Below are 22,996 nucleotides of genomic sequence, written 5' to 3' on the forward strand. Positions count from 1 at the left end.
GGCAGAATCGACGCGTGGCGCGCTATGGATTCACCCCGACGCAGCTCGCGGCGCGTGCCGCGTATCTGCTGCGGGGCAACGACCTGGGCACGATGACCAGTGCCGCACCCCGGCTCTACCCGCATATGTGGAGCTGGGATGCGGCGTTCGTCACGGTCGGGTTGGCCCCGTTGTCGGTGGAGCGCGCCGTCATCGAGATGGACACGCTGCTCTCGGCGCAGTGGACCAACGGGATGATCCCGCACATCGTGTTCGCCAACGGTCGCGACGGCTACTTCCCGGGTCCACGCCGGTGGGAGTGCGCGCGGCTGGCCGACTGCTCGCCGGATTACCCCGACACCTCCGGCATCACCCAGCCGCCGGTGCACGCGATCGCGGTGCAGCGCATCCTCGATCACTCGCGACGTCATGGGCGCACCACCCGTCAGGTGGCCAACGAGTTCATCGACCGCCGGTGGGGTTCGCTGGTGCGGTGGCATCGGTGGCTCGCGCACGCCCGGGACCCCAACGGCCGGGGCCGCATCACCATCTATCACGGGTGGGAATCAGGGATGGACAACTCCCCGCGCTGGGACAAGCCCTACGCGGGCGTCACGCCGGGTGACGACCTCCCACCGTTCCAGCGCGCCGACCTCGACCACGTCACCGACCTGTCGATGCGGCCAACCGATCTCGAGTACGACCGCTACATCTGGCTCGTCGAGGAGATGAAGCGCGCCAACTACGACGACGCTCTGCTCCCCAAGGTGATGAGCTTCGCCGTCGAGGACGTCTTCGTCAGCGCGATCTTCGCGCTCGCCTGTGACGTCCTCGCGACGATCGGCGAGGACTACTCGAAGCCCCGCGCCGATGTCCGCGATCTGCGGGCCTGGGCGGATCGGTTCCGGGCCGGCGTGGTCGCGGCCTCCAACGAGAGAAACGGTGCGGCACGGGATTTCGATCTCCGCGCGAACAGGTGGATCACCACCGAGACGATCGCGCAGTTCGCGCCGTTGCTGTGCGGTGGGCTGTCCCGAGATTCCGAACGCGCGCTGATGCGCCTGTTCGACGGCCCTCGGTTCTGCGGTCACCCCGACCTGCGCTACGCCGTACCGCCGTCGACGTCGCCGATCTCCAACGACTTCCGGCCGCGGGAGTACTGGCGTGGCCCGGTGTGGCCGGTGATGACGTGGCTGTTCAGTTGGGCGTTCGCGCGGCGCGGCTGGCCGGAACGCTCGGCCCGACTGCGCGACGAGGGGTTGCGGCAGGCCACCGACGGGGCGTTCGCCGAGTACTACGAACCGTTCACCGGGGAACCGCTCGGCAGTATGCAGCAGAGCTGGACCGCGGCGTCGGTGCTGGACTGGCTGGACTGAACCACCCCCAGCCGCTGGTCGAGGTGTCGAGGAGCGCTAGCGACGAGCCTCGAGACCTCTTGTGCCAACAGCATTCTCGCCGCGAACATGCCGTTGCCGGGCGGTGCGAAGGCCTCAGTACTCCTCGGCCCCGATCAACGCGGCATCCTCGTCGACGTCATGCGATTCGGCGGCCTTGGTGGTCACGAAACTCACCGCGATGACGGCGATGACGCAGTATCCGGCGGCGAACCACCACGGAGCGGCCACCGACGAGAACCATTCGGCCAGATGGGCGACGAGCACCGCGGCGACCGCGGCGCCGGCCCAGCGCAGGAACGAGTAGCCGGCACTCGACACCGACCGCGGGGTGCTCGCGTCACCCGAGGACATGGCGACGCCGGTGAACAGCGTGTTGAGCACGCCCGACGGGATACCGGAGAGGACGACGGCCAGACCGATCAGCCACACCTGGCCGGCAAAGGTGCCGATGCCGGCCAGGGCCATGACGACGGCGTAGGTGGCGATCGCCGTCATCACACCACCGCGCTGGCCGATCTTCTCGGCGAGGCGAGGAGCCACGAACACACCGGCCAGCGCGGTCAGCAGACCCCAGCCGAAGAAGATGAGTCCGGCCCAGATCGGCTTGAGCCCCATGGCGATCGGGGCCCACGCGATGACGGTGAACAGGGCACCGGTGTAGAAGGCCGAACCGATCGAGGTGATCAGCAGTGTGCGGTTGCGTAGTGCCTTGAGCGGATCGATGATCCGCACGGGCTGGCGTTCGGTGCGCGGGCCGTCGGCGGGCAACATCACTGCGCACAGGACGGCGCCGATCAGCATCAGGATGGCGGTACCGCCGAAAGGTGCACGCCAGGTCCACGAGCCGAGGATCGCACCCAATAGCGGGCCGACGGCCAGGCCGACGCCGAGTGCCGCCTCGTAGAGCATGATCGCGCCGTGCTGACTGCCCTTGGCGGAGCTGACGATGAAGGCCAGCGCGGTCGCGATGAACAGCGCATTACCCAATCCCCAGATGACGCGGTAGGCGATCAGCTGGTCGATTCCGTTGGCAAAGGCCGAGATTCCCGCGGCGACGACAATCAGTGACAGTCCGACGGTCAGGGTTCGCTTCGGGCCGAACCGATACGCCGACCATCCGGTGATCAGCATGGCCACGCACTGCACCCCGACGTAGACACCGAACAGCAGGGTCAGCTTGTCCGGCGGGGCGTTGAGTGCCTCGGCGATGCTGTTGAGGATCGGGTCGACCAAGCCGATGCCCATGAAGGCGATGACCGCGGCGAAGGCGGTCACCCAGACGGTTCTCGGTTGCCGGGCAAAGGTCGCGAGCAGCGAGTGCTCGTCGTGGGGCTGATCGGAAGGTGTTGCGGCGTCGGAACTCTGGGCCGGCGTCGTCGAGGTGGTGGTCATTGTTCTCCTCGCTGACGGTGTGTCTATCGGTGGACGTTTTTCGATTGCACAGCACCCTCGAGTGATTCGTGGAGGGCCTGCAGGGCCGGTGCGGCGGCGGCCAGCGCGGCGCGGTCGTCGTCGGAGAGCGCTGCGATGGCGACGGCCAGGGCGTCATCGCGTTGGGCCCGAACCCGGTCGAGGACCGCATGACCGTGATCGGTCACCGACACCAGAACCGCACGGCGGTCGGCCGGATCGCGTTCGCGTTGCACCAGCCCGTCGCGGATGAGTCCGTCGATGAGGCTGGTGGCGGTCGGCATCCGGATCGATTCGCGGTCGGCGAACTCGCCCATCCGCATCGGCCCGTGGTCGAGCAGGGTGGCCATGCCGGATGCCTGTGCCGCGGTGTACTCGGGGATCGGGGTGTGGCGACGCATCATCAGATACAGCCGGGTGACCGCGGGCCGCAGCCGCCGAGCCACTGCCACGTTGTCGTCCTTGGTCGCCATCACACTTCGTAACTCTAATACTTAGAGACTCGAAGTAAAAGTCGGGACTACTGTGACATATATGACGCGACGCCGAAAGAAGCGGTTCACCGAACTGTCCACCCGTTCGCGAGCGCTGATCATCGGTGGCGCGACAGCACAGATCGCCCTGCAGGTGGCCGCGATGCGCGACCTGTGGTTACGGCCCGACTACCTGGTGCGCGGACCCAAGGGGGCGTGGGTCGCCGCCGGCTTCGTCAACTTCCTCGGCCCGATCGCCTACTTCATGTGGGGACGGCAGCAGGCCACGCCGGTGCCCAGTGCACCGCCCAAGCTCCGATCCGAACCGGCTTCCGGTGCCGATGATGGTCCGCCCGCCGATGCCGACCCCGCATCGTCGTCCCCGGACTTCGCGACGTAGCCCGACGACGTAGCCCGACGCGAACTCGGGCGTGGCAGTAGGGACGGCTGCGGGCACCGCCCGAGAACCGGACAATCAGAACCGCCCGCCGACCCCGATCCGACCCGAGCTCGACGACCCGCCGAACGACCCGGGACTGCGACCTCCGCTGGTGTAGCCGCCGCCGAATCCACCCCCGAAACCGCCGCCGCGCATGCTGCCACGCAGGAAGCTGTCCACGAGGATGCCGCCGAGCACTGCCCCCGCGGCCGACGACCCGGACGATCGCTGCTGACCCTGCTGCCAGCTGACGACGTCGCCCTGGGCCGCCATCAGAGCCTGATCGGCGAGGGCACCGGCCCGTCGCGCCGAGTCGGTCGCGGTGAACGGATCGGTGGCCGACGCGTCGCGGGCGGCCTGCAGGAGCCGTTCGGATTCCGACAGCCGGGTGCGTGCCACCGACTGCACGGCACCGCGCCGGGTGCCGATGAAGTCCCGCGCCGCCGACACCTTGGCCTCGGCGGCGGTCAGTGCCGCCGACAGCACTTCGGCGCGGCGGGTGCGTTCGGCGGCCGCGCCACGCGCCGCTTCCAGTGCGTCATCGAGGTCGGCGTCGGCGTCGACGAGGGCGGTGAAGGTGCCGAGCAGATCACTGTCCGACCGGGTCTTCGCATCTGACAATGCCGTCGACGCCGCCGTCACCGCGGTCGCCAGGCCGGGCCCGCCGTCGGCGGTCAGCGCGGCGGCCTCCGCGATCTCGCCCTCCACCTCGGCGATCAGCGAACCCATCCGGCTGTGCGCGGCGGCGATGTTGCCCTCGGCGTTGTCGATGGCGTCGAGGAGTTTGTCGGCCTGGGCGATCGCGCCCTCGGCGGCGCGGATGTCGGCGACGGCCGGTCCCTGTTCACCGGCCGGGCGGGCGATGGCCGACCGGCCCTGATCGGCGCTGCGCTCGGCGAACTCGATCTCCTGCCGCGCGAGCACCACGTTCTGCAGGATCGAGGTGCACGTCTGCTCACCGTGCCGGGCGACGAGTCCGCTCAACTGCTGCTCGGACGCATCGGCCCGGGTATGCAGGTCGACGACCCGGCGGGTGAGCTCGTCGAACCGCGCCGGCGCGTTGATCAGCAGATTGCGCATCTCGTCGAACGCGGCGACCTGCTCGTCGAGGGCGCGGTCGGCGTCGGTGCAGGTGGTGATGATCTGCACCAGCATCGAGCGCTGTTCGTCGGGGGTCTCGGGGATGTTGTCGTCGAGACGTTGCCGCAGCGCGAACGACGACGCGAGCGCCGCCTTGGCGGCGTCGACCGCCGACCGGAACGGCGCCGTCTGCCCCTCGCCGAACTCGCCGACCGCCAGCCGGAGTTCCTCGTCGCTGGTGCGGATCGCGTTGTCGGTGTCGGTGAGCACCTCCCGCGACCACGGATCGAGCACCTCCAGCGGCTGCGCCGCCAGCTGATCGGCGGTCAGTTCCTGATCCCTGACGGCCTCCACGCCGGCCTCGACCTGTTGGCGCTTGCGGCGCCGCGAGTAGGCCCACGCACCACCGCCGCCGACCACCGCGACCGCGCCGACCCCGCCGGCCACCAGGTAGCCGGTATAGGACGGATCGAGGGTCGAACTGACGCCGTTGGCCGCGCCGATGGCCGCCCCGGCCCAGTCCTGCCGGCGCAGCGCGGGGACGATGTCGTCCTGCGCGATCGACGCCAGATCCTCGTTGGTCAGATCGGTGGTCGATGCGTTGTCGGGAACCGTGAACCGGTAGGCGCGGTCATCGGTCGCAACCGCGAGCAGCAGATCCTGATTGCCGAGCTCGCTGAGCGCGATCGTCTGCTGCGCCCAGGTGGTGGTGTCCAGACCGTCGAAGGTCTTCACGTAGACCACCCACAGCTGCACGTTGTGCTTGTCGGAGAGTTCGTCGACGGCCCGCTCGACCTCGGCGCGTTGGGATTCGGTGAGCACGTCGGCCGGGTCGGACACCGGCTCGGGAAGCCGGGACGGCGGTTCGGCGGCCGCGAAACCGGCGGTGAGCAGGCACAGCAGCAACGCGGCAGCGCTCACCACCACAGTCAGCGCGGCACGGACAGGTCCGGACACTCGTGCGCAACCCATGGGAACAAGATAGTCACTACCCCCGACCGGATCGGTGGGTCAGGCAACCTGCGTGTGTCTGCGCGGTGGCAGCGGAAAGTATCCGGAGGTGCTGCGCTGGTAGTCGGCGTACTCCGGGTACTTGGACACGGTGATCGACTCGGTGAACCTCGTCGATCCGATGAACAACACGGTCAGCAGCACCGCGCCGACGATGCTCGGTTGCAGTACCGAACCCGCCGCCGACGCCCCGAACGCATAGATCACCCACCACTGCGCCTGCTCGCAGAAGTAGTTCGGATGCCGGCAGTAGCGGAACAGCCCGGTGCGCACGAACCGCGAGGCCGGCTCCCGACCCGCCGCGACGTCCGCGGCCTTGCGGGCGTGGAACGCCCACTGCTGCTGGTCGGCGACGGTCTCGCCGGCCAGGAAGGCCAGGAACAGCATCGCCAGGACGACGTCGAGCACACCGAAACCGCCCTGGTGATGCAGGGCGGTGTTGGCCGGCAGCGTGATCAGCACCAGCAGCAGATTCTGGTAGATGACGATGAAGAACAGGTTGAACAGCCCGAACTGCGGGCCGCTCATCTTGGACCGCAGGATCTGCCAGCGGTAGTCCTCCATGCCCGAGTACCCGCCGCGGCGCGCGAAGTTGAACGTCAACCGCGCACCCCACAGGGTCACCAGGATCGCCATCACCAGCAGGCGCGGGTCGTCGAATCCGGCGGCACCGCAGAACACCCACAGGTAGACGACCGGCACGACCGACCAGATGCGGTCGACCCAGGACGTGTCGCCGGTGATCAGCGACGCCACCCAGCAACACACGCAGACCGCGGCCGCGATGATCGCCACCACCCAGATCGCCGACATCGTCGTCTCCTCGGACTCTGCGGGCCCCGCTCCCTGATGATTCTTGAGTTCAGTGAGTCATCATCCGCGCCAGCGGCACAGCGCCTCGAGCGGGGTCATGTCGTAGTCGGGTCCGGTGATCCCGACGGTCAGCAACGTCACGCCCTCGGCGCTGATCGCGTCGGCGCTGCGCAGCAGTTCGTCGACGTCGCCCTTGTACTGGACCCCGGCCGACCGCTCGATGTCCTCGGGATCGCGGCCCACCGCGGCGCAATGCTCGGCGAGCACCTTCGACTTGTGCCGGTAGGTCTCCACGTCGTTGAAGCCGTGCCAGGCATCGCCGTATTCGGCGACATACCGCAGGGTCTTCTTCTCGCCGCTACCCCCGATGAGGACCGGGATGTGGCGGGTCGGTGCCGGATTGAGTTTCTTCAGCCGGGCATCGATGCGTGGCAGGGCCTCGCTGAGATCGGCGAGTCGAGTTCCGGGCGTGCCGAATTCGTAGCCGTACTCGTCGTAGTCCTTCTGGAACCAGCCCGCACCGATACCGAGGATGAGCCGACCGCCGGAGATGTGGTCGACGGTGCGCGCCATGTCGGCGAGCAGTTCGGGATTGCGGTAGGAGTTGCAGGTCACCAGGGCGCCGATCTCGACGCGTTCGGTCTGCTCGGCCCACGCGCCGAGCATCGTCCAGCATTCGAAGTGGGCGCCGTCGGGGTCGCCGTAGAGCGGATAGAAGTGATCCCAGTTGAAGACGACGTCGACGCCGGCGTCTTCGGCGCGCAGGACCGCATCACGGATGAGTGAGTAGTCGGGGGCGTGCTGGGGCTGGATCTGGACACCGATACGAATGGGGAAGGCCATGAGCACCAGTCTGCCCGTTCTTGCCGAGCGCGCAAGGAGCCTCGACGACGGCCGGTCGCCGTGTCACAGTGGCGTCATGACCACCGAGAACCACCACACAGACGTCCATTCGGACAAGAATCCGCACAGTGCCGACGAATGGGATGCGCGGTACCGCGACGCCGGGAAGCTCTGGACATCTGACGTCAATCCGGCTCTGCCCGTAGAGGTTTCGGACCTCGAACCGGGCACCGCGCTGGAGGTCGGATCGGGTGAGGGCGCCGACGCCCGCTGGCTGGCCGATCAGGGTTGGCAGGTGATCGCCCTCGACATCTCCCAGGTCGCCATTGACCGCGCCCGGGAGATCGATCCGCGCGAGGCCATCACCTGGGTCCGTGCCGACCTGACCGCCGACGACGTCCCCGGCCGCGACTTCGGGCTGGTGACCGCACACTACTTCCCGATCAAGGCCACCGACGTCCACGTCGCACGCAAGCTGATCGACGCCGTCGGGCCCGGTGGGACGCTGCTCGTCGTCGCGCACGCACCCGAAGGCGTGCGAGCCCACGGCTTCGACCCGGACGACTACGTCCAACCCGGCGACATCGCCAAAATGTTGGGCGACGGCTGGACGATCCACACCCACGAGACCCGGGAACGGGGGCGGCCCGCCGGCGGCGGACACCACATCAACGACGTGGTGCTGCGAGCGCAGCGGAGCTGACGGCGCTCGCTTGTTCATTGACGGCGCTCGCGCCCACGCTGACAGCGCTCTCCCACGCAGTGACAGCGCCCACCTACCCGCCCACCACCCGCCCGATCCGCTCGACCGCCTCGGTGAGCACCTCCGCCGAGCAGGCCACGTTGAGTCGGGCAAAGCCGTTGCCCTGCAACCCGAATGCGGGTCCGCGGTGCAGGGCGACGCGGCCGTCGTCGAGGATGGGGATGCCGGGATCGTCACCGAGGCCGGTGGCTCGGAAGTCCAGCCAGGCCAGGTATGACGCTTGTGGGCGCCGCCACCGGACCTGCGGAAGGTGTTGCACGACAAGCTGATCCAGCAGGTCGAAACTCTCGCCGATCACCTCGAGGGTGGCGTCGAGCCAGTCGTCGCCGTGCTCGAAGGCCGCCGCGGTCGCGGCCCGCCCGAGGATGCTGGTGCGGAACGCGACCTCCTCGGGTTGCCGGTCGATCAGCGCGCGCATCGGGTTGCTGCCGACGACGGTCAGCGCACATTTCGCACCGGCGAGATTGAACGCCTTGCTCGCCGACTCCGCCGCGATCCCGACCTCGCGCGCCGTGTCGCTCACCGCCAGGAACGGGACGAACTCGGTTCCGGGATGCACCAGCGGCGCGTGGATCTCGTCGCTGAGCACCACCGCCCCGTGCTCGGCGGCCAATTCGGCCAGCGCCTCGAGGTCGCCGCGCGGGTGGACCAGCCCGAGCGGATTGTGCGGATGGCACAACAGGATTGCGCGAGCCCCGGCCGCGAAGGCGGCCGAGATCCCGTCCAGATCAAGACGATGTCCAGTCGTCCGGGCGTCATCGCGCACGAGCGGCACCGTCACCGGCTGCCCGCCGGCCTCGGGAATGAGATCGAAGAACGGCGGATACACCGGCGGCGTGATGATCACCGGGTCACCGGGGGTGATCGCCACCCGCAGGGCTTCGACGATCACCACGCTCACGTCGGTGGTCGGGTGCACGTCCTCGGGTGCGACGTCCCAGCCCCATCGTCGTCGCGCGAACCCGGCGAACGCCGGACCGGCCGGGCCCGCGGACTCGGCGTAGCCCAGATCCGAGGTCCGGATCAGATCCACCATCGCCTCGGCGACCACCGGCGCGAGTCCGTAGTCCATCTCCGCGACGAACAACGGCAGCACGTCGTCGGGATAGGTGCGCCACTTCGCACTGGTCCGGCGTCGCAACTCGGACAGTGGAGGCGCAACGGGACGGGAGGATTGCGGGTGCATGTCCACCTGTCTACCCAACCCGTCTACCCAATCGACCACAATCGCTCTGTGAGTGAAACGCCAGAGCCATCCACCGAGGGGTCGGTGCGGGTACCAGTCGGCCGGCTCCTTGCCCTGACGCCGGTGGCCCTCGCCGTCGGCGCCGTCTGCGCGCTCGGCCTGTGGGGCATCTCGGCGCTGGCCGAGTTCCTGCAGCGACTCATCTGGGACGACCTCGCGTCGACGGTCGGCGCCACCGCCGACACCTGGTGGTGGACGCTGACGATCCTGACGGCGACCGGCCTGCTCGTCGGCCTGGTCATCCGGTACGCACCCGGCCACGCCGGCGAGGATCCGGCCACCGTCGAACTGGTGTCGCGTCCCCTGCCGCCGTCCGCGGTACCCGGATTGACCGTCGCCACGGTGCTCACCCTCGCCGGAGGTGTCAGTCTGGGCCCGGAGAACCCGATCATGGCGATCAACGCCGCGCTCATCGTCGCCATCGGTGTCCGGGTGCTGCCCGCACTGGGCGGCGAGCGTTGGCTGGGACTGTCCACCGCGGCCACCATCGGCGCGCTGTTCGGTACCCCGGTGGCCGCGGCGCTGATGCTGTCCGAGGTCAATGCCGGGGACTCGCGTATCCCGTTGTGGAACAGGCTGTATCTGCCGCTGGTGGCCGCCGCCACCGGATCGTTCGTGATGTTGCGATTCACCGATCTGAGCCTGTCGATCGGCCTGCCCGACGACTCCTTCGACGGTCTGCGCGACGTGCTCGTCGCCATTGGCGTCGCCGTCGTGGCGGCCGCGCTCGGTGTGGTCGCCGCGTTCGTCTTCGACCCGCTGCACCGACTGATGCACCGGATCGCCAACCCGGTGCTGCTGCTGACGCTCGCCGGACTCGCGCTGGGCGCACTCGGCGCACTCGGCGGCGAGATCACCCTGTTCAAGGGCCTCGATCAGGCCAAGGAACTACCCGGGGAACTCGGCTCGACGACCGCCCTGGGCTTCTTCGTGATGGCCGGTATCAAACTCCTCGCCCTGCTGATCGCCGCGGCCGCCGGTTTCCGTGGCGGCCGGATCTTCCCGGCCGTCTTCATCGGCGTCGCACTCGGTTTCGGTATCCACACGATCTGGACGTCCATCCCGCTGGTCGACGCCGTCGCCGCCGCCACGGCCGGCATCGTGGTGGCCGCCACCCGTAACGGCTGGGTGAGCCTGTTCATCGCGCTCGCGGTGGTGCCGCAATGGAATCTGGTTGTTCCGGTGCTCCTCGCGACGCTCGCCGCGTGGCTCGTCGTGGCCAACGCTCCCGAATTGCGCGCGACGACCGACGAGGAGCGGGCCCGGTCCGCGACGGGCTGAGCATCCACCGTGTCGGACGCGCCGGGTATCATTCGCCTATCTGTTCGATCCGATGCAGGGTTGACTCGACGGGAGTGACACGATGGGCCGCATCCACACCGCCGACCGACCGGACGCATCGATCCTGCACGCCGACCTCGACTCGTTCTACGCCTCGGTCGAACAGCGTGACGACCCGTCGCTGCGTGGACGTCCGGTGCTCGTCGGCGGTGGGGTGGTGCTCGCCGCCAGTTACGAGGCCAAGGCCCGCGGCGTCCGGAGCCCGATGGGCGGCCGCGACGCCCTCGCCTTGTGTCCCGACGCGGTGGTGGTGCGGCCCCGCTTCGACGACTACATGCAGGCCAGCCGCGAGGTATTCGAGATCTTCCGGGACACGACGCCGCTGGTCGAGGGCATCTCCGTGGACGAGGCCTTCCTCGACGTCGCGGGCCTGCGCCGCACCGCGGGAACTCCCGTTCAGATCGCCGAAGCCCTGAGGTCCCGCGTTCGCGTCGAGGTAGGGCTGCCCATCACCGTCGGGGTAGCGCGCAGCAAGTTTCTCGCGAAGGTGGCCAGTGCGGTCGGCAAGCCGGACGGTCTCCTCGAGGTCGAGGCGGGCCGGGAACTGGAGTTCCTGCATCCGTTGCCGGTCCGGCGTCTGTGGGGAGTCGGCCCGGTCACCGAGGCCAAGCTCGCCGACGCGGGCATCACCACCGTCGGCGACATGGCCCGCATCGGCGAGAAGTCGTTGTGCCGCATCGTCGGTGGCGGTGCCGGTCGGCACCTGTTCGCGTTGTCGCTCGCGCATGATCCGCGTCGGGTCGAGACGGGCCGCCGCCGCAGCTCGATCGGTTCGCAGCGTGCGCTCGGCCGTGGGCACAGATCCGCCGCCGACATCGAGGCCACCCTGATCGCCATCGTCGACCGGCTCGGCAAACGGTTGCGCAACGCCGACCGCTACTGCCGGACCATGGTGCTGCGCTTACGGTTCCATGACTTCACCGCCGTCACCCGGTCGCGCACCCTGCCCGAGGCCACCGACCGCACCGACCTGCTGATGGACTGCGCGCGGGGGCTCTTCGACGCCGCCCGGCCGCTGATCGTCGAGCGCGGCTGCACCCTGATCGGAGTCAGTCTCGCCAACCTCGACGACGCCGACACCCCGCAACTGGCCCTCCCGTTCGACGACGTCCCGGCCGGTGAACTCCACGCCTCCGACCTCGACGCCACCATGGACGCTCTGCGTGATCGATTCGGTCGTGATGCGCTGACCCGCGGCGTCCTGCTCGGCCGCCATCACGGCGACGACGCGCCCATGCTGCCGGACTGAGGCAGGTGCTTCCCGTGCACCGCCGGCAGACGCAGGTCAGCGCCCTCGGGTGGGGACCGCCTGCCGGGTGGCCGGGGCAAGCCAGTCGGGCGGGGTGGCCGGAAGTCGTCGGCGGATCTCACGCAACGCGGCGTCGGTCGCCCCGGGCACCACCAGCGCGGACGCGGTAGCCACCGCGAACGCCGCGAGGACGTCCGAGAACCAGTGGACGCCGAGGTACAGGCGCGTTGCGGCCCCGATGACACCGACGAGAGCAGCCACCGACACCGCCCACACCTTCGCGCGGCGGCCGGAGGTGGCGGTCGCGACGACAGCGGTCGTCAGGGCGAGTGCGGTGGTGCCGGTCACGTGGCCGGAAGGGTAGGAGTAGGTCATCTCGCTGATACCCACGTGGTCGATCATCGGTGGTCGGGGTCGTGCGACAACGAGTTTGACGACCTCGGTCACCACCGCCGCACATGCGACACCCGCCACGATGGCGGTCGAACGGCCGACGGTGCGATCCCGCAGGAAGAACAGCACGGCGATCGCCAGCGTCCACACCGCAACCAGGAGTGGACCGAAGAGGTCGGAGAACGCGGACACCGCCGGCACCGCAGCGTGGCTGCGATGATCGACGAACCAGGTCATCACCGCCCGGTCGATGCCGATCGGCCCACTCCGGAACGCGAGGACGAGGCCGACCAGACAGACGAGCAACAGCAGGACACCCGCCGACACGCGGCGGCCATTGAGCACGGACATGTGACCAGCGTGGCGCGGCAACGCTTAGTGGACGCTGAGTGCGGTACGGAGACGTCGGCATCACCGTCGACCACCGGCCGTTACTGTCGGAATGTGCGAGTGCGATCCCTGGTACCCACCTGGTTGACCGAACGCACTCGCGGTGTGCGCATCCGATTGACCCTGGTGGCGACCACTCTGGTCACCGTCGCGCTTACGATCGCGGCCGTCGTCCTCGTCCTAGTGCTGCGTCACCTGCTGCTGCACGCAGCCGATGCCGCGACACAGTCGCGGGCGCATGAGATCGCCGAGGTGGTGCAAGAGCAGGGCATCGCCGGGCTCGACGAGTCACTTCTGAGTCCGGTCCGCAACGTCGACGTGGTGCAGGTCGTGGATGCCGAGGGAACCGTGGTGGTGTCGAGTCTGAACCACTCCACGACGCCACTCGGGCCCGGGGTCGATGCCGGATCCGAGATCACCGTCGACGACGCCACGACGAGCCCGTCGGGGTCGGAGTACCGGGCGACGCTGCTGGGGGTGGACACACCGGACGGCCCGGTGACGGTCGAGGTCGGCGCTCTCGAGCGGCCGATCGACTGGTTGGTCCTGACCGCGGCTGTCGTCTGCTGCATCGTGTTCCCGATCATCGTGATCGGCATGGCCCTGATGACGTACTACTTCGTCGGACGCGCACTCAAACCCGTGGACCTGATCCGCGGTCAGGTCGAGGAGATCTCGGGAGGCGACCTGCACCAACGTGTTCCGGTACCGGGCACCGGCGACGAGATCGCCACGCTGGCGACCACGATGAACGACATGCTCGACCGCATCGAGACCGCCCGCGCGCAACAGATGCGTTTCGTCAATGACGCCTCACACGAACTGAACAGTCCGCTGACGACGCTGGTCGGATTGTTGGATCTTTCGCGGAGCAAACACCAACCCCTCGATCCCGAGACGGTCGACTCGGTGCTGCTGCCCGAGGCACTTCGCCTGCAGTCGATGGTCTCGGATCTGTTGCTGCTCGCGCGGGCCGACGAAAGCGGTGTTCCGCTGCGCATCACCGATGTCGACCTCGACGAGATCTGCACCGCGGAAGTGAATCGTCTCGAGGCGCTCGGTCGGCATCATGTGGAGGCACGGATCGTCGCTGTCCGCGTGCGTGGTGACGCGGAAAAGCTGTCTCGGGCACTGCGCAACCTGGCCGACAACGCCGCCCGCCACACCCGGGATCGGCTGACGCTGGCGATGACGCTCAGCGACGACGGTGCCCGGGTGTCGGTCACCGTCGCCGACAACGGACCCGGAATCCCCGATGCCGACAAGGACCGTGTCACCGAACGTTTCGTCCGTCTCGACAACACGCGTGAACGTCGTTGGGGTGGATCGGGACTGGGTCTGGCGATCGTCTCCGAGATCATCCGCGCACATGACGGTGAGGTCAGGATCGCCGACACCCCGGGTGGCGGCGCCACGGTCGGTTTCATCCTGCCGGTACAACCCTGGCATTCCGGCGGCGCCTCCGAACACCCGCGTCCGGGTCGAGTGGGCCGCAGCTGACCGCCCTCACCCGCCGTCGGCGGCGAGGCGATATCCGACGCCTCGCACCGTCTGGATCGCCTTGCAGCCGAACGGGGTGTCGATGCGCCGCCGAAGATAACTGATGTAGACCTCGACCACGTTCTCGTCGCCGCGATAGTTGATGTCCCACACGGAGTCCAGGATCTCGGCCTTGGTGACCGCCTCGCCCTTGTGTTGCATCAGAAATTCGAGCAAGGCGAATTCACGAGGGGTCAAGGTCAAGTCGTCGCCGCACCGGGACGCGGTGTGTGCGGCCGGGTCGAGCCGCAGCGATCCGGCCGTGAGCACAGTGGGACGTTGCGGCGCACCGCGCCGCGCGAGTGCGCGCAACCGGGCGATGAGCACCACGAACGAGAACGGCTTGGTGAGGTAGTCATCGGCGCCGAAGTCGAACGCATCGGCCTGGTCGTATTCGCCGTCCTTGGCCGTCAGCATCAGCACCGGCGTCCAGATCCCGGCGGCACGGAGGTCCCGGACCAGTTCGTACCCGTTGAGTCCCGGCATCATGATGTCGAGGATCGCCACATCGAAGCCGCCGCCGACGGCCTTCTCGAAGCCGGCCCGGCCGTCATGTGCGACATCCACGACCCAGCCTTCGGCGAGCATCATTCGCCGTAGGGTCTCTGCCACATTGCGGTCGTCGTCGACCACCAGGACTCGCACCCCTCCATCATGCTCGTCCCGGCACGATTGCCTCCGCACCGCTGGGCGCGGCGTGCGCACAATGCGCAAAACCCGAGTAATGAGCACAAGGGTGACTGTGATCTGAGTTACCCACAGACTTCACCTGTAGCCGACGCCACGCCTCGCGTCACCGTCGGAAACCTCGGCAGAAAGTCAGGCAAATGTTGGTAGCTCTCGGGTTGGCGATGGTCGCCACCTTCATGTTCCTCATCATCACCAAACGCGCGACACCGGTCGTCGCGCTGATCCTGGTGCCGGTCGCGTTCGGACTGTTCGCCGGTGCGGGCCTCGGCATCAGCGACATGATCAAGGACGGCATCAAGGATCTCGCCCCGACCGCGGCGATGCTGTTCTTCGCGATCATCTTCTTCGGCGTCATGATCGACGTCGGACTCTTCGACCCGATCGTCCGCTTCATCGTCCGGATGGTCCGCAACGATCCGGCACGACTCGTCGTCGGTACCGCGGTACTCGCGGCGATCGTGTCCCTCGACGGTGACGGTTCGACGACGTTCATCATCACCACCGCCGCGATGCTGCCGCTCTATCTCAAGCTCGGTGTCTCCCCGGTCGTCCTCACCGTCGTCGCCGGCCTGGCCAACGGCACCATGAACATCCTGCCGTGGGGTGGCCCGACCGCCCGCGCCGCGAGTGCCCTCAAGATCGATACCAACGACGTCTTCCTTCCGATGGTCCCGGCCCTGGCCATCGGCATGCTGGTGGTGCTCGCCTTCGCCTACCACCTCGGTGTTCTCGAACGGCGCCGCATCGGCCGCATCGAGATCAAGGAGTCGCTGCTCGCACCGCAGGACGAACTCGTCCTCGCCGGCGGCGGCACGGGTACCGACACCCCGCGTCGGGGCGGATTCCGACGTGGCCGCAACCCGGGCACGGGCAGTGGCGTGACGGGCAGTGACGCAACGGGCAGTGACGCAACGGGCAGTGGCGCAACGGGCACCGGCGCGACCGGCGACACCACCCCCGACGCCCCGTCCACCGGCGACCTCCCGGTGCACGCCTACGATCCGAACGAGACCGACGCCGACGGCGAGACCAGCTTCACCGGCATCCTCGATCCGCAACGGAAGACCCTGCGGCCCAAGCTCTTCTGGGTCAACGCCGGACTCACCATCGCACTGCTGGCGATCCTGGGCGCCGATATCGTCGCCATCCCGGTGCTGTTCATGATCTTTGCCGCCCTGGCGCTCGCGGTGAACTTCGGCCACCTCAAGGATCAGCAGGAGGCCATCACCCGGCACAGTTCCAGCATCGTCTCGGTGGTCGCGATGGTGCTCGCCGCCGCCGTGCTGACCGGAGTGTTCAGCGGAACGGGAATGGTCGACGCCATCGCTCACTGGCTCGCCGACGGCATCCCGAGTTGGATGGGCCCGCACATGGCGGTGGTCATCGGCGTCCTGTCCATCCCGATGACCTTCCTGATGAGCAACGACGCCTTCTACTTCGGCGTGCTGCCGGTGCTGTCGGAGACCGCCACCCGCTATGGCATCGACCCCACCGAAATGGCCCGCGCCTCCATCACCGGCCAGCCCTTCCACATGCAGTCTCCGCTGGTCCCCGCGATCCTGCTGCTGGTGGCCCTCGCCGGCGTCGGCCTCGGCGATCACCACAAGAAGGTGCTGTGGCGGGCCGCGGTGGTCTCGCTGGTGATGCTCGGGGTCGGATGCCTGGTCGGCGCGATCCCCTTCTGAAGCCCCCTGATGGGTGAACCTCGCGGTTACCCTTGACCAATGCCCACCGGCAATCCGCCCTCCGCGCCGGGGATCGACGACGATGTCGATCCCCGGCGCGCGCGTTCCCGTGCCCGACTGGTCGACGCGGCGGTGGCATTGCTGCGCAACGGGGGAGTCGAGGCGGTCACCGCGAACGCGGTGAGCCGGGCGTCGAAGGTGGCGCGTACCACCCTGTACCGGCACTTCGACACCACCACCGACCTGCTGGCCGCGGCCTTCGAGCGGCTCCTGCCCGACGCCGTGGAACCCGACGATTTCGACGGCTCGGCCCGGGACTGCCTCATCGACCTGATGAATCGGCACGCCGAGGTCATCGAGTCGTCGTCGATCCACCTCACGAGCCTGGCGTGGTTGGCCATCTGCACCAACGCAACCGAACCCTCGTCGGGGCGCGAGAAGCGGCTCGCCGAACTGCGCGAGAAGGTGGTCCACCAGTATCGCGCACCGTTCGACCGGTTCTTCGACAGTGCTGTCGCGCACGCCGAACTCGGCGAGATCGACCACGACCTGGCGATTCTGCAACTCGGCGGGCCGCTGGTCTTCGCCCGTCTGTCCGGCACCATCGGGCTGACCGCGGCCGACCGGGAGCGGATCGTCGACGATTTCCTCGCGGCCCACGCCACCGCATCCGGGTAGGCCGCACGCAGCCCTTCCCGACTTCTGGCACATGGTGTAGCGTTTCGCTCCAGTCTGTACCGAAACGGGGAGCGTGCGCGGTGACAATGATCGAGGACACGAATCGTCCACGGCCTGCCGTGGATCCCGAAGGCCCGCAGAAGCGGGGCGAATACAGTGTGACGCTCGAACGGCTCGCCCGATTCACGTTGCGGCACAAGGCATTGGTGGTCCTCGCGTGGGTCGCGGCGGCGATCGCCCTGGCCGTCGCGTTCCCGCAACTGGAAGCGGTGGTCCGCGATCAATCGCTCGATCCGCTGCCCCGCGACATCGCATCGTTTCAATCCCTCGACACGATGGGCGAGGCATTCCACGAAAAGGGTTCCACCAACACCGTTGTCATCGCCATGGAGAATCCCGCCGGGATCGACGAGGGCACCCGCGCCCGGTACGACGCGATGGTGCGCGACCTCCGCGCCGACACCACACATGTCCTCGCGGTGCGTGATCTGCTCGCCGATCCCGTCACCGCCCGCCAGGCCGTCAGCGACGACACGCGAGCCTGGTATCTCCCGATCGGCATCACCGGCACCCTCGGTGGCACCACGTCGACATTGGCCATCGAATCGGTGCGCCACATCGCCTCCGAGGCCTTCGACGGCACCGGCACCTCGGTGTACGTGACCGGTCCGCCGGCGACGTTCAGCGACCAGATCACCACTGCCGAAGCCGATCTCAATGTGATCACCCTGGTCACCGTCGGACTGATCGTGGTCATCTTGCTGATCGTCTATCGTTCGGTGTTCACCGCGATGCTGCCGCTGATCGTCGTCGGCATCAGCCTCGCTGTCGGTCGTGGTCTGCTCTCCGCCTTCGGTGAGGTGGGATTTCCGTTGTCCCAGTTCACCATCGCGTTCATGACGGTGGTGCTGCTCGGCGCCGGCGTCGACTACTCCGTCTTTCTCATCAGCCGCTACCACGAACGGCTGCGGCAGGGCATGGACCCCGATGATGCGATCATCGATGCCACCGCCTCCATCGGCCGGGTGATCCTCGCCTCCGCCGCCACCGTCGCCCTGGCGTTTCTCGCGATGCTGATGGCCCGGCTCAGCGCCTTCGCCTCGGTGGGTCCGGCGTGCGCGATCGCGGTGGCCGTCGGGTTCGCCGCCACCGTCACCCTGCTTCCGCCGGTGCTGTCGGTGGCGGCCCGACGCGGCATCGGCATGCCCCGTCGCGAACTCACACGCCGGTACTGGAATCGGGTGGGGGTGTTGGTGATTCGGCGTCCCGCCGGGCTGTTCGCGATCAGCATGGTCATCCTGCTCGGCGCCGGCGCGGCGGCCACCACCATGGCGCTGACCTACGACGACCGCACCGGTCAACCCGATGACACCGACAGCAACCTCGGCTACGCCGTGCTCGACCGCCACTTCCCCAAGGACATCGTGGTCACCGAATTCCTGGTGGTGCAGTCGCCCGACGACCTGCGGACGGCGGCGGGTCTGGCCGACCTCGAGCAGATGGCCGCGCGCGTGGCCCAGATACCGGGTGTCACCCGCGTCGTCGGAATCACCCGTCCGACCGGGGAGCGACTCCAGCAAGCCCAACTGCCGTGGCAGAACGCCCACATCGCGGCTCGGGTACAGGAGTCGGTGAACGGCGGTGAGGCTCGCCGCGGCGATCTGGCGGCGCTCGCCGCCGGTGCCGACCAACTGGCCGACGCGCTGTCGGAACTCAACTCGCAGATCGCCGACAACCTCGGTCCCCTGGACTCTCTGTTGACCGAGGCGCAGCGCGCGGGTGCGCAGGCCACCCGCTACCGGCCGCTGCTCGACCGCCTCGCCGAGAACTCCGCCGTACTGGACCAACTTGGCCGTGCGGCAACGGGATTGGGGCCCGCGGCACAACGCACCGACAATGCGATCACCGCGATGTCGCCGCTGCTGCCCGCGATCGACAACGCGCCGTGGTGTGACGGCGTGCCCGCCTGCGTCGCCCTGCGCACCCAGGCGCACGAACTGGTGGCCGCGCAGCGCACCGGTGTGTTCACCGATGTCACCGCCCTCGCCGGCACACTCGGTTCGTCGGATACCCCGACCACGGAGATGATCACCCAACTGCAGAGCACCCTCACCGCCCTGACCTCCGCTCTGGGCACGGCGTCGTCGAACGACCTGGCCGGCCGGCTCACCGAGCTCCGGTCGGGTGTCGGGCAACTCGCCGACGGCGCCCGCATGCTCGCGGACGGTGTGCATGCCCTGGTGGATTCCAACCTGCAGATGCTCGGTGATATGGCGCAACTGGCCACCCAACTGCGAGCACCCTCGCGCGAGACCGGCGACACGGTATCGGCGGCGGGGTTCTACCTGCCCGCCGACACCTTCGACAACCGCCAGTTCGCAGACGTCGCACGCCAATTCGTCTCCCCGGACGGCAGAACGGTGCGGTTCGCCGTCCAGACCGCCCATGACCCGTACAGCGACGACGCGATGCGTCTCACCGCGACCGTGCACGATGTGGCCGTGGGTGCGCAGCCGAACACGACACTGGCCGGGGCAGATGTCTTCGTGGCCGGCTTTCCCGCCATCAACTCGGATCTGCAGCGGCTGCTCACCGCCGACTTCCGGGCGCTGGCCATCGCCACGCTCGCGATCGTGGGCCTCATCCTGATGCTGCTGTTGCGTGCGGTGGTGGCACCGCTCTATCTGCTGGGCACGGTCGTCCTCAACTACGCCGCCGCACTCGGACTGGGCGTGCTGTTCTTCCAACATCTTCTCGGTGAGCAGATCAACTGGGCGGTGCCGCTGCTGGCGTTCATCGTGCTGGTCGCGGTGGGTGCCGACTACAACATGCTGCTGGTCTCGCGGCTGCGGGAGGAGACCACCACCAGTACCCGGGTCGGGGTCCTGCGAACCGTCACCCACACCGGATCGGTCATCACCTCGGCCGGAATCATCTTCGCCGGCAGCATGTTCGGTCTGATGGCGGGATCGGTGGCATCGTTGGTCCAGGCCGGGTTCATCATCGGGGTCGGACTACTCCTGGACACGTTCATCGTGCGCACCATCGTGGTTCCGGTGATCGCTGCCAGACTGGGCCGCGCCAACTGGTGGCCGAGTAAGCCGCCGCGGGAGTTCTGCGACTGATTCCGTCGATCCTGCGCAGGAGCCCGCGGGGACGCGCCTAGGCTCGGGAGTATGCGACTGCGAACGCAGGTACTCCTCCTGCAACTCGTCGTCATCGCGGTCAGCCTCGGCGTCGGATTCGGTTGGGTGATCTACGGCGCCGACGACCGCGTCCGCGACGAGTACGCCCAGCGTGCCCTCGCCATCGCGCAGACGGTCGCCACCGACCCCGACGTCATCGGTGAGGTGGCGGCCCATCAGGGCACCGACCTCGACGCGGCGGAATTGGCCGCGGCGCCACTACAACTGCAGGCCCGGGCGGTGGCCGCCAAGACCGGCGCACTGTTCGTGGTGATCGCCAACGCCGACGGCATCCGCCTCGCCCACCCGCAGGACTCCGAGGTCGGCGTGCATCTGTCCACCGACCCCAGCACCGCGTTGGCCGGGCAGGTCGACATCACCACCGACCGCGGCACACTCGGGGAGTCGGTGCGCGCGAAGGTCCCCATCTATCAGACCGGTTCCGCTGCGGGCACCTCGGAGGTGCCCATCGGTCTGGTCAGCGTCGGCGTGTCCACCGAGAAACTCGCGCGCGACACCCGCCGCGACATCGTCGCCACCGGACTGATCGCATTGGCCGCCCTCGGTATCGGCACCGTCGGATCGGTGATGCTGGCGCGGCGCTGGCGGCGGTTGACGCTCGGACTCGAGCCCGACGATCTGGCCGAGCTCGTCCGTGAACAGGGCGCCGTGCTGCACTCCCTGGACGACGGTGTTCTCGCCGTCGACGCCGACGGCGTCCTGCGGGTCGCCAACGACAAGGCAAGACAGTTGCTGCAGGTCGACGCCCCGCCGGGAACCCCCGCCGACGAGCTGGGGCTCACCGCGCGCGTTCGAAGCGTTCTGGCCACCCCGACCGCCGAACCGCTTGCGGCGACCGTCGGTGACCGCATCGTGCTGGTGTCCTCCCACCGCGTCTGCGCCGACGGCCGCGACCTCGGCATGGTCGTGTCCGTCGTCGACCGCACCACCGTGGAGGATCTGGCCCGGGAGGTCGACGCCGTCCACGCGATGAGCGTGGCCCTGCGCGCGCAACGTCACGAAACCGCGAACCGCCTGCACGTCCTCGCCGGGTTGCTCCGCCACGATCACGTCGAGGAGGCGCGCGACTACCTCACCGAGCTGACCGGTGGCGGCGCCGGTGCCATCGACGGCCTGGACAACGTCGACGAACCGCACCTGCAGGCCTTCCTCGAGGCCAAGGCCGCGCATGCGCGCGAACGGGGGGTGACCCTGCGGCTCGGGCACCAGACCTGGGTCACCGGCACACTCACCGACGCCGTCACCGTGACCGCGGTCCTCGGCAATCTCGTCGACAACGCCATCGATGCGACCGCCGGGGGGCCGGACGCGCAGGTCGAGGTGGAGATCCTCGCCAACGGCACCGAACTCATTGTCACCGTGGCAGATTCGGGTCCGGGCATCGTCATCGACACACCCGGGGACGTCTTCCTCGAGGGTGTCACCACCAAGACCGATCCCACGGTCCCGGGCGGCCGCGGGATGGGCCTGGCGATCGTTGCGCAACTCGCCCGTCGCATCGGCGGTGATGTCACGCTGGTCGATGCGGGCGGGCATGGGCGGACCGACGGCGAGAGCCGTGCCGACGGTGACCTGCGCGGAGCGGTGTTCGTCGCCCGATTGCCCGGGGTGATCGAACCATGATCGAACCATGACGACGGGAGAACCGTGAACGCAGACACCGATACACCCGGTCGGTCCTCATCGGACGGGTTCGGCGTGCTGATCGTCGACGACGACTTCCGGGTTGCCGCACTGCATTCGGCGATCGTGTCCGCCGTCGCGGGCTTCCGGGTGGTGGCGCGTGCCGGATCGTTGGCGGCCGCCCGTCAAGCACTCACAGAGCACCCCGAGATCGAGCTCATCCTGCTCGACGTCTACCTCCCGGACGGTTCGGGCATCGACCTTCTCGGCGAATTACGTTGCGACTGCTTCATCGTCGGCGCCGAGACCGACGCGCGCGCCGTGCGAGCCGCCACCCGCGCCGGCGCGTTGGCGTATCTGATCAAGCCCTTCGACGACACCGAACTGGCACGGCGCCTGGCCGGGTACGCGCATTATCGACGGGTACTCGACGCCGCCACCGTCGATCAATCCGCGGTCGACGCGGCGCTGTCGGGGCTGCGATTCGGCGGCCACCGCAGCGATCGCGGCACCGTCCAATCACCCACGGAACAACGCATTCTCACCCTGTTCGCCGAGCCGGACACCGGACTCTTCGCCGACGACGTGGCCGAGGCGATCGGCATCTCCGCGGCGACCGCCCGCCGGCATCTCGCCACGCTCGTGTCGGGCGGGAAGCTGACGATGACGCTGCAGTACGGCGGCACCGGTCGTCCACGGCAGGAGTATCGACGCGCGGCCCACTGATCGGACGGGATCAGTCGGGAAC

19 protein-coding genes are annotated in these 22,996 nt (G+C 68.4%); 11 read left to right on the forward strand and 8 right to left on the reverse strand.

Translation table 11 applies throughout. From position 1 onward, the window contains the following. The first annotated feature begins 14 nt into the window (after positions 1 to 14). Positions 15 to 1,355, forward strand: coding sequence for a glucosylglycerate hydrolase (ggh, locus tag ABLE92_RS14460; RefSeq protein ID WP_348805475.1), 1,341 nt, complete (start codon positions 15 to 17; stop codon positions 1,353 to 1,355). A gap of 114 nt (positions 1,356 to 1,469) precedes the next feature. On the opposite strand, the gene ABLE92_RS14465 is transcribed toward ggh, so the two are convergent. Both ABLE92_RS14465 and ABLE92_RS14470 read right to left on the reverse strand, forming a co-directional pair. Continuing rightward, a complete protein-coding gene (locus ABLE92_RS14465; RefSeq protein WP_348805476.1) occupies positions 1,470 to 2,768 on the reverse strand; it encodes an MFS transporter in 1,299 nt (432 codons plus the stop codon). A 23-nt stretch (positions 2,769 to 2,791) separates the two neighbouring features. Then, on the reverse strand, positions 2,792 to 3,259 hold the full coding sequence (locus tag ABLE92_RS14470; protein WP_348805516.1) for a MarR family winged helix-turn-helix transcriptional regulator: 468 nt from the start codon (positions 3,257 to 3,259) through the stop codon (positions 2,792 to 2,794). A gap of 61 nt (positions 3,260 to 3,320) precedes the next feature. Here ABLE92_RS14470 and ABLE92_RS14475 point away from each other — a divergent pair, with 61 nt between their 5' ends. Next, positions 3,321 to 3,659 carry a PLD nuclease N-terminal domain-containing protein gene (locus ABLE92_RS14475; RefSeq protein WP_348805477.1) on the forward strand — a complete coding sequence of 113 codons (339 nt, stop codon included), beginning with the start codon at positions 3,321 to 3,323 and terminating at the stop codon, positions 3,657 to 3,659. 75 nt (positions 3,660 to 3,734) lie between these two features. Here the strand turns inward: ABLE92_RS14475 and ABLE92_RS14480 are convergent, their stop codons facing one another. The 3 genes from ABLE92_RS14480 to ABLE92_RS14490 are packed head-to-tail and all read right to left on the reverse strand — an operon-like array spanning position 3,735 to position 7,445. Continuing rightward, positions 3,735 to 5,750, reverse strand: coding sequence for a TPM domain-containing protein (locus ABLE92_RS14480; RefSeq protein ID WP_496560803.1), 2,016 nt, complete (start codon positions 5,748 to 5,750; stop codon positions 3,735 to 3,737). Between the two features lie 39 nt (positions 5,751 to 5,789). Beyond that, entirely contained in the window at positions 5,790 to 6,602 is an 813-nt protein-coding gene (locus ABLE92_RS14485; protein WP_348805478.1) for a DUF1295 domain-containing protein, read from the reverse strand. Positions 6,603 to 6,662: 60 nt separating this feature from the next. Next, positions 6,663 to 7,445: an LLM class F420-dependent oxidoreductase gene (locus tag ABLE92_RS14490; RefSeq protein WP_348805479.1), complete on the reverse strand. Its 783-nt coding sequence runs from the start codon at positions 7,443 to 7,445 to the stop codon at positions 6,663 to 6,665. Positions 7,446 to 7,521: 76 nt separating this feature from the next. Here ABLE92_RS14490 and ABLE92_RS14495 point away from each other — a divergent pair, with 76 nt between their 5' ends. Next, positions 7,522 to 8,148 carry a class I SAM-dependent methyltransferase gene (locus ABLE92_RS14495; RefSeq protein ID WP_348805480.1) on the forward strand — a complete coding sequence of 209 codons (627 nt, stop codon included), beginning with the start codon at positions 7,522 to 7,524 and terminating at the stop codon, positions 8,146 to 8,148. Positions 8,149 to 8,221: 73 nt separating this feature from the next. Here ABLE92_RS14495 and ABLE92_RS14500 read toward each other — a convergent pair whose 3' ends face one another. Beyond that, positions 8,222 to 9,394 (reverse strand): MalY/PatB family protein, encoded by a 1,173-nt coding sequence (locus tag ABLE92_RS14500; protein ID WP_348805481.1) that lies wholly within the window; start codon positions 9,392 to 9,394, stop codon positions 8,222 to 8,224. Between the two features lie 48 nt (positions 9,395 to 9,442). On the opposite strand from ABLE92_RS14500, the gene ABLE92_RS14505 reads away from it, so the two are divergent. Both ABLE92_RS14505 and dinB read left to right on the forward strand, forming a co-directional pair. Beyond that, positions 9,443 to 10,735: an ion channel protein gene (locus tag ABLE92_RS14505; RefSeq protein WP_348805482.1), complete on the forward strand. Its 1,293-nt coding sequence runs from the start codon at positions 9,443 to 9,445 to the stop codon at positions 10,733 to 10,735. A gap of 82 nt (positions 10,736 to 10,817) precedes the next feature. Continuing rightward, on the forward strand, positions 10,818 to 12,044 hold the full coding sequence (gene dinB / locus ABLE92_RS14510; RefSeq protein WP_348805483.1) for a DNA polymerase IV: 1,227 nt from the start codon (positions 10,818 to 10,820) through the stop codon (positions 12,042 to 12,044). A 36-nt stretch (positions 12,045 to 12,080) separates the two neighbouring features. Here the strand turns inward: dinB and ABLE92_RS14515 are convergent, their stop codons facing one another. Further along, positions 12,081 to 12,788 (reverse strand): phosphatase PAP2 family protein, encoded by a 708-nt coding sequence (locus tag ABLE92_RS14515; protein ID WP_348805484.1) that lies wholly within the window; start codon positions 12,786 to 12,788, stop codon positions 12,081 to 12,083. Between the two features lie 93 nt (positions 12,789 to 12,881). Between ABLE92_RS14515 and ABLE92_RS14520 the strand changes: the two genes are divergently transcribed. After that, positions 12,882 to 14,327, forward strand: a complete 1,446-nt coding sequence (locus ABLE92_RS14520) for a sensor histidine kinase (RefSeq protein WP_348805485.1) — start codon at positions 12,882 to 12,884, stop codon at positions 14,325 to 14,327. 6 nt (positions 14,328 to 14,333) lie between these two features. Here the strand turns inward: ABLE92_RS14520 and ABLE92_RS14525 are convergent, their stop codons facing one another. After that, positions 14,334 to 15,011 carry a response regulator transcription factor gene (locus ABLE92_RS14525; protein WP_348805486.1) on the reverse strand — a complete coding sequence of 226 codons (678 nt, stop codon included), beginning with the start codon at positions 15,009 to 15,011 and terminating at the stop codon, positions 14,334 to 14,336. A 182-nt stretch (positions 15,012 to 15,193) separates the two neighbouring features. Here ABLE92_RS14525 and ABLE92_RS14530 point away from each other — a divergent pair, with 182 nt between their 5' ends. The 5 genes from ABLE92_RS14530 to ABLE92_RS14550 all read left to right on the forward strand — a co-directional run bounded on the left by ABLE92_RS14530 (position 15,194) and on the right by ABLE92_RS14550 (position 22,974). Further along, the gene (locus ABLE92_RS14530; RefSeq protein WP_348805487.1) at positions 15,194 to 16,741 is read left to right on the forward strand and encodes a CitMHS family transporter; all 1,548 of its coding nucleotides are present in this window, start codon (positions 15,194 to 15,196) and stop codon (positions 16,739 to 16,741) included. A gap of 39 nt (positions 16,742 to 16,780) precedes the next feature. Next, complete coding sequence (locus tag ABLE92_RS14535; protein WP_348805488.1) at positions 16,781 to 17,419, forward strand: TetR/AcrR family transcriptional regulator; 639 nt, start codon at positions 16,781 to 16,783, stop codon at positions 17,417 to 17,419. Between the two features lie 86 nt (positions 17,420 to 17,505). Then, positions 17,506 to 20,544, forward strand: a complete 3,039-nt coding sequence (locus ABLE92_RS14540; protein ID WP_348805518.1) for an MMPL/RND family transporter — start codon at positions 17,506 to 17,508, stop codon at positions 20,542 to 20,544. Between the two features lie 51 nt (positions 20,545 to 20,595). Further along, positions 20,596 to 22,248, forward strand: coding sequence for an ATP-binding protein (locus ABLE92_RS14545; RefSeq protein ID WP_348805489.1), 1,653 nt, complete (start codon positions 20,596 to 20,598; stop codon positions 22,246 to 22,248). 24 nt (positions 22,249 to 22,272) lie between these two features. After that, the gene (locus ABLE92_RS14550; RefSeq protein ID WP_348805490.1) at positions 22,273 to 22,974 is read left to right on the forward strand and encodes a response regulator; all 702 of its coding nucleotides are present in this window, start codon (positions 22,273 to 22,275) and stop codon (positions 22,972 to 22,974) included. The last annotated feature ends 22 nt before the right edge of the window (positions 22,975 to 22,996 follow it).

Origin of the sequence: Gordonia oleivorans (assembly GCF_040044975.1) — a bacterium.
Taxonomy (GTDB): domain Bacteria; phylum Actinomycetota; class Actinomycetes; order Mycobacteriales; family Mycobacteriaceae; genus Gordonia; species Gordonia oleivorans.

Excerpts from the sequence above, each read along its gene's own strand:
- ABLE92_RS14465 (WP_348805476.1), bottom strand. The coding sequence starts at position 2,768 with ATGACCACCACCTCGACGACGCCGGCCCAGAGTTCCGACGCCGCAACA.
- ABLE92_RS14470 (WP_348805516.1), bottom strand. The coding sequence starts at position 3,259 with ATGGCGACCAAGGACGACAACGTGGCAGTGGCTCGGCGGCTGCGGCCC.
- ABLE92_RS14475 (WP_348805477.1), top strand. The coding sequence starts at position 3,321 with ATGACGCGACGCCGAAAGAAGCGGTTCACCGAACTGTCCACCCGTTCG.
- ABLE92_RS14480 (WP_496560803.1), bottom strand. The coding sequence starts at position 5,750 with ATGGGTTGCGCACGAGTGTCCGGACCTGTCCGTGCCGCGCTGACTGTG.
- ABLE92_RS14485 (WP_348805478.1), bottom strand. The coding sequence starts at position 6,602 with ATGTCGGCGATCTGGGTGGTGGCGATCATCGCGGCCGCGGTCTGCGTG.
- ABLE92_RS14490 (WP_348805479.1), bottom strand. The coding sequence starts at position 7,445 with ATGGCCTTCCCCATTCGTATCGGTGTCCAGATCCAGCCCCAGCACGCC.
- ABLE92_RS14495 (WP_348805480.1), top strand. The coding sequence starts at position 7,522 with ATGACCACCGAGAACCACCACACAGACGTCCATTCGGACAAGAATCCG.
- ABLE92_RS14500 (WP_348805481.1), bottom strand. The coding sequence starts at position 9,394 with ATGCACCCGCAATCCTCCCGTCCCGTTGCGCCTCCACTGTCCGAGTTG.
- dinB (WP_348805483.1), top strand. The coding sequence starts at position 10,818 with ATGGGCCGCATCCACACCGCCGACCGACCGGACGCATCGATCCTGCAC.
- ABLE92_RS14515 (WP_348805484.1), bottom strand. The coding sequence starts at position 12,788 with ATGTCCGTGCTCAATGGCCGCCGCGTGTCGGCGGGTGTCCTGCTGTTG.
- ABLE92_RS14530 (WP_348805487.1), top strand. The coding sequence starts at position 15,194 with ATGTTGGTAGCTCTCGGGTTGGCGATGGTCGCCACCTTCATGTTCCTC.
- ABLE92_RS14535 (WP_348805488.1), top strand. The coding sequence starts at position 16,781 with ATGCCCACCGGCAATCCGCCCTCCGCGCCGGGGATCGACGACGATGTC.
- ABLE92_RS14540 (WP_348805518.1), top strand. The coding sequence starts at position 17,506 with ATGATCGAGGACACGAATCGTCCACGGCCTGCCGTGGATCCCGAAGGC.
- ABLE92_RS14545 (WP_348805489.1), top strand. The coding sequence starts at position 20,596 with ATGCGACTGCGAACGCAGGTACTCCTCCTGCAACTCGTCGTCATCGCG.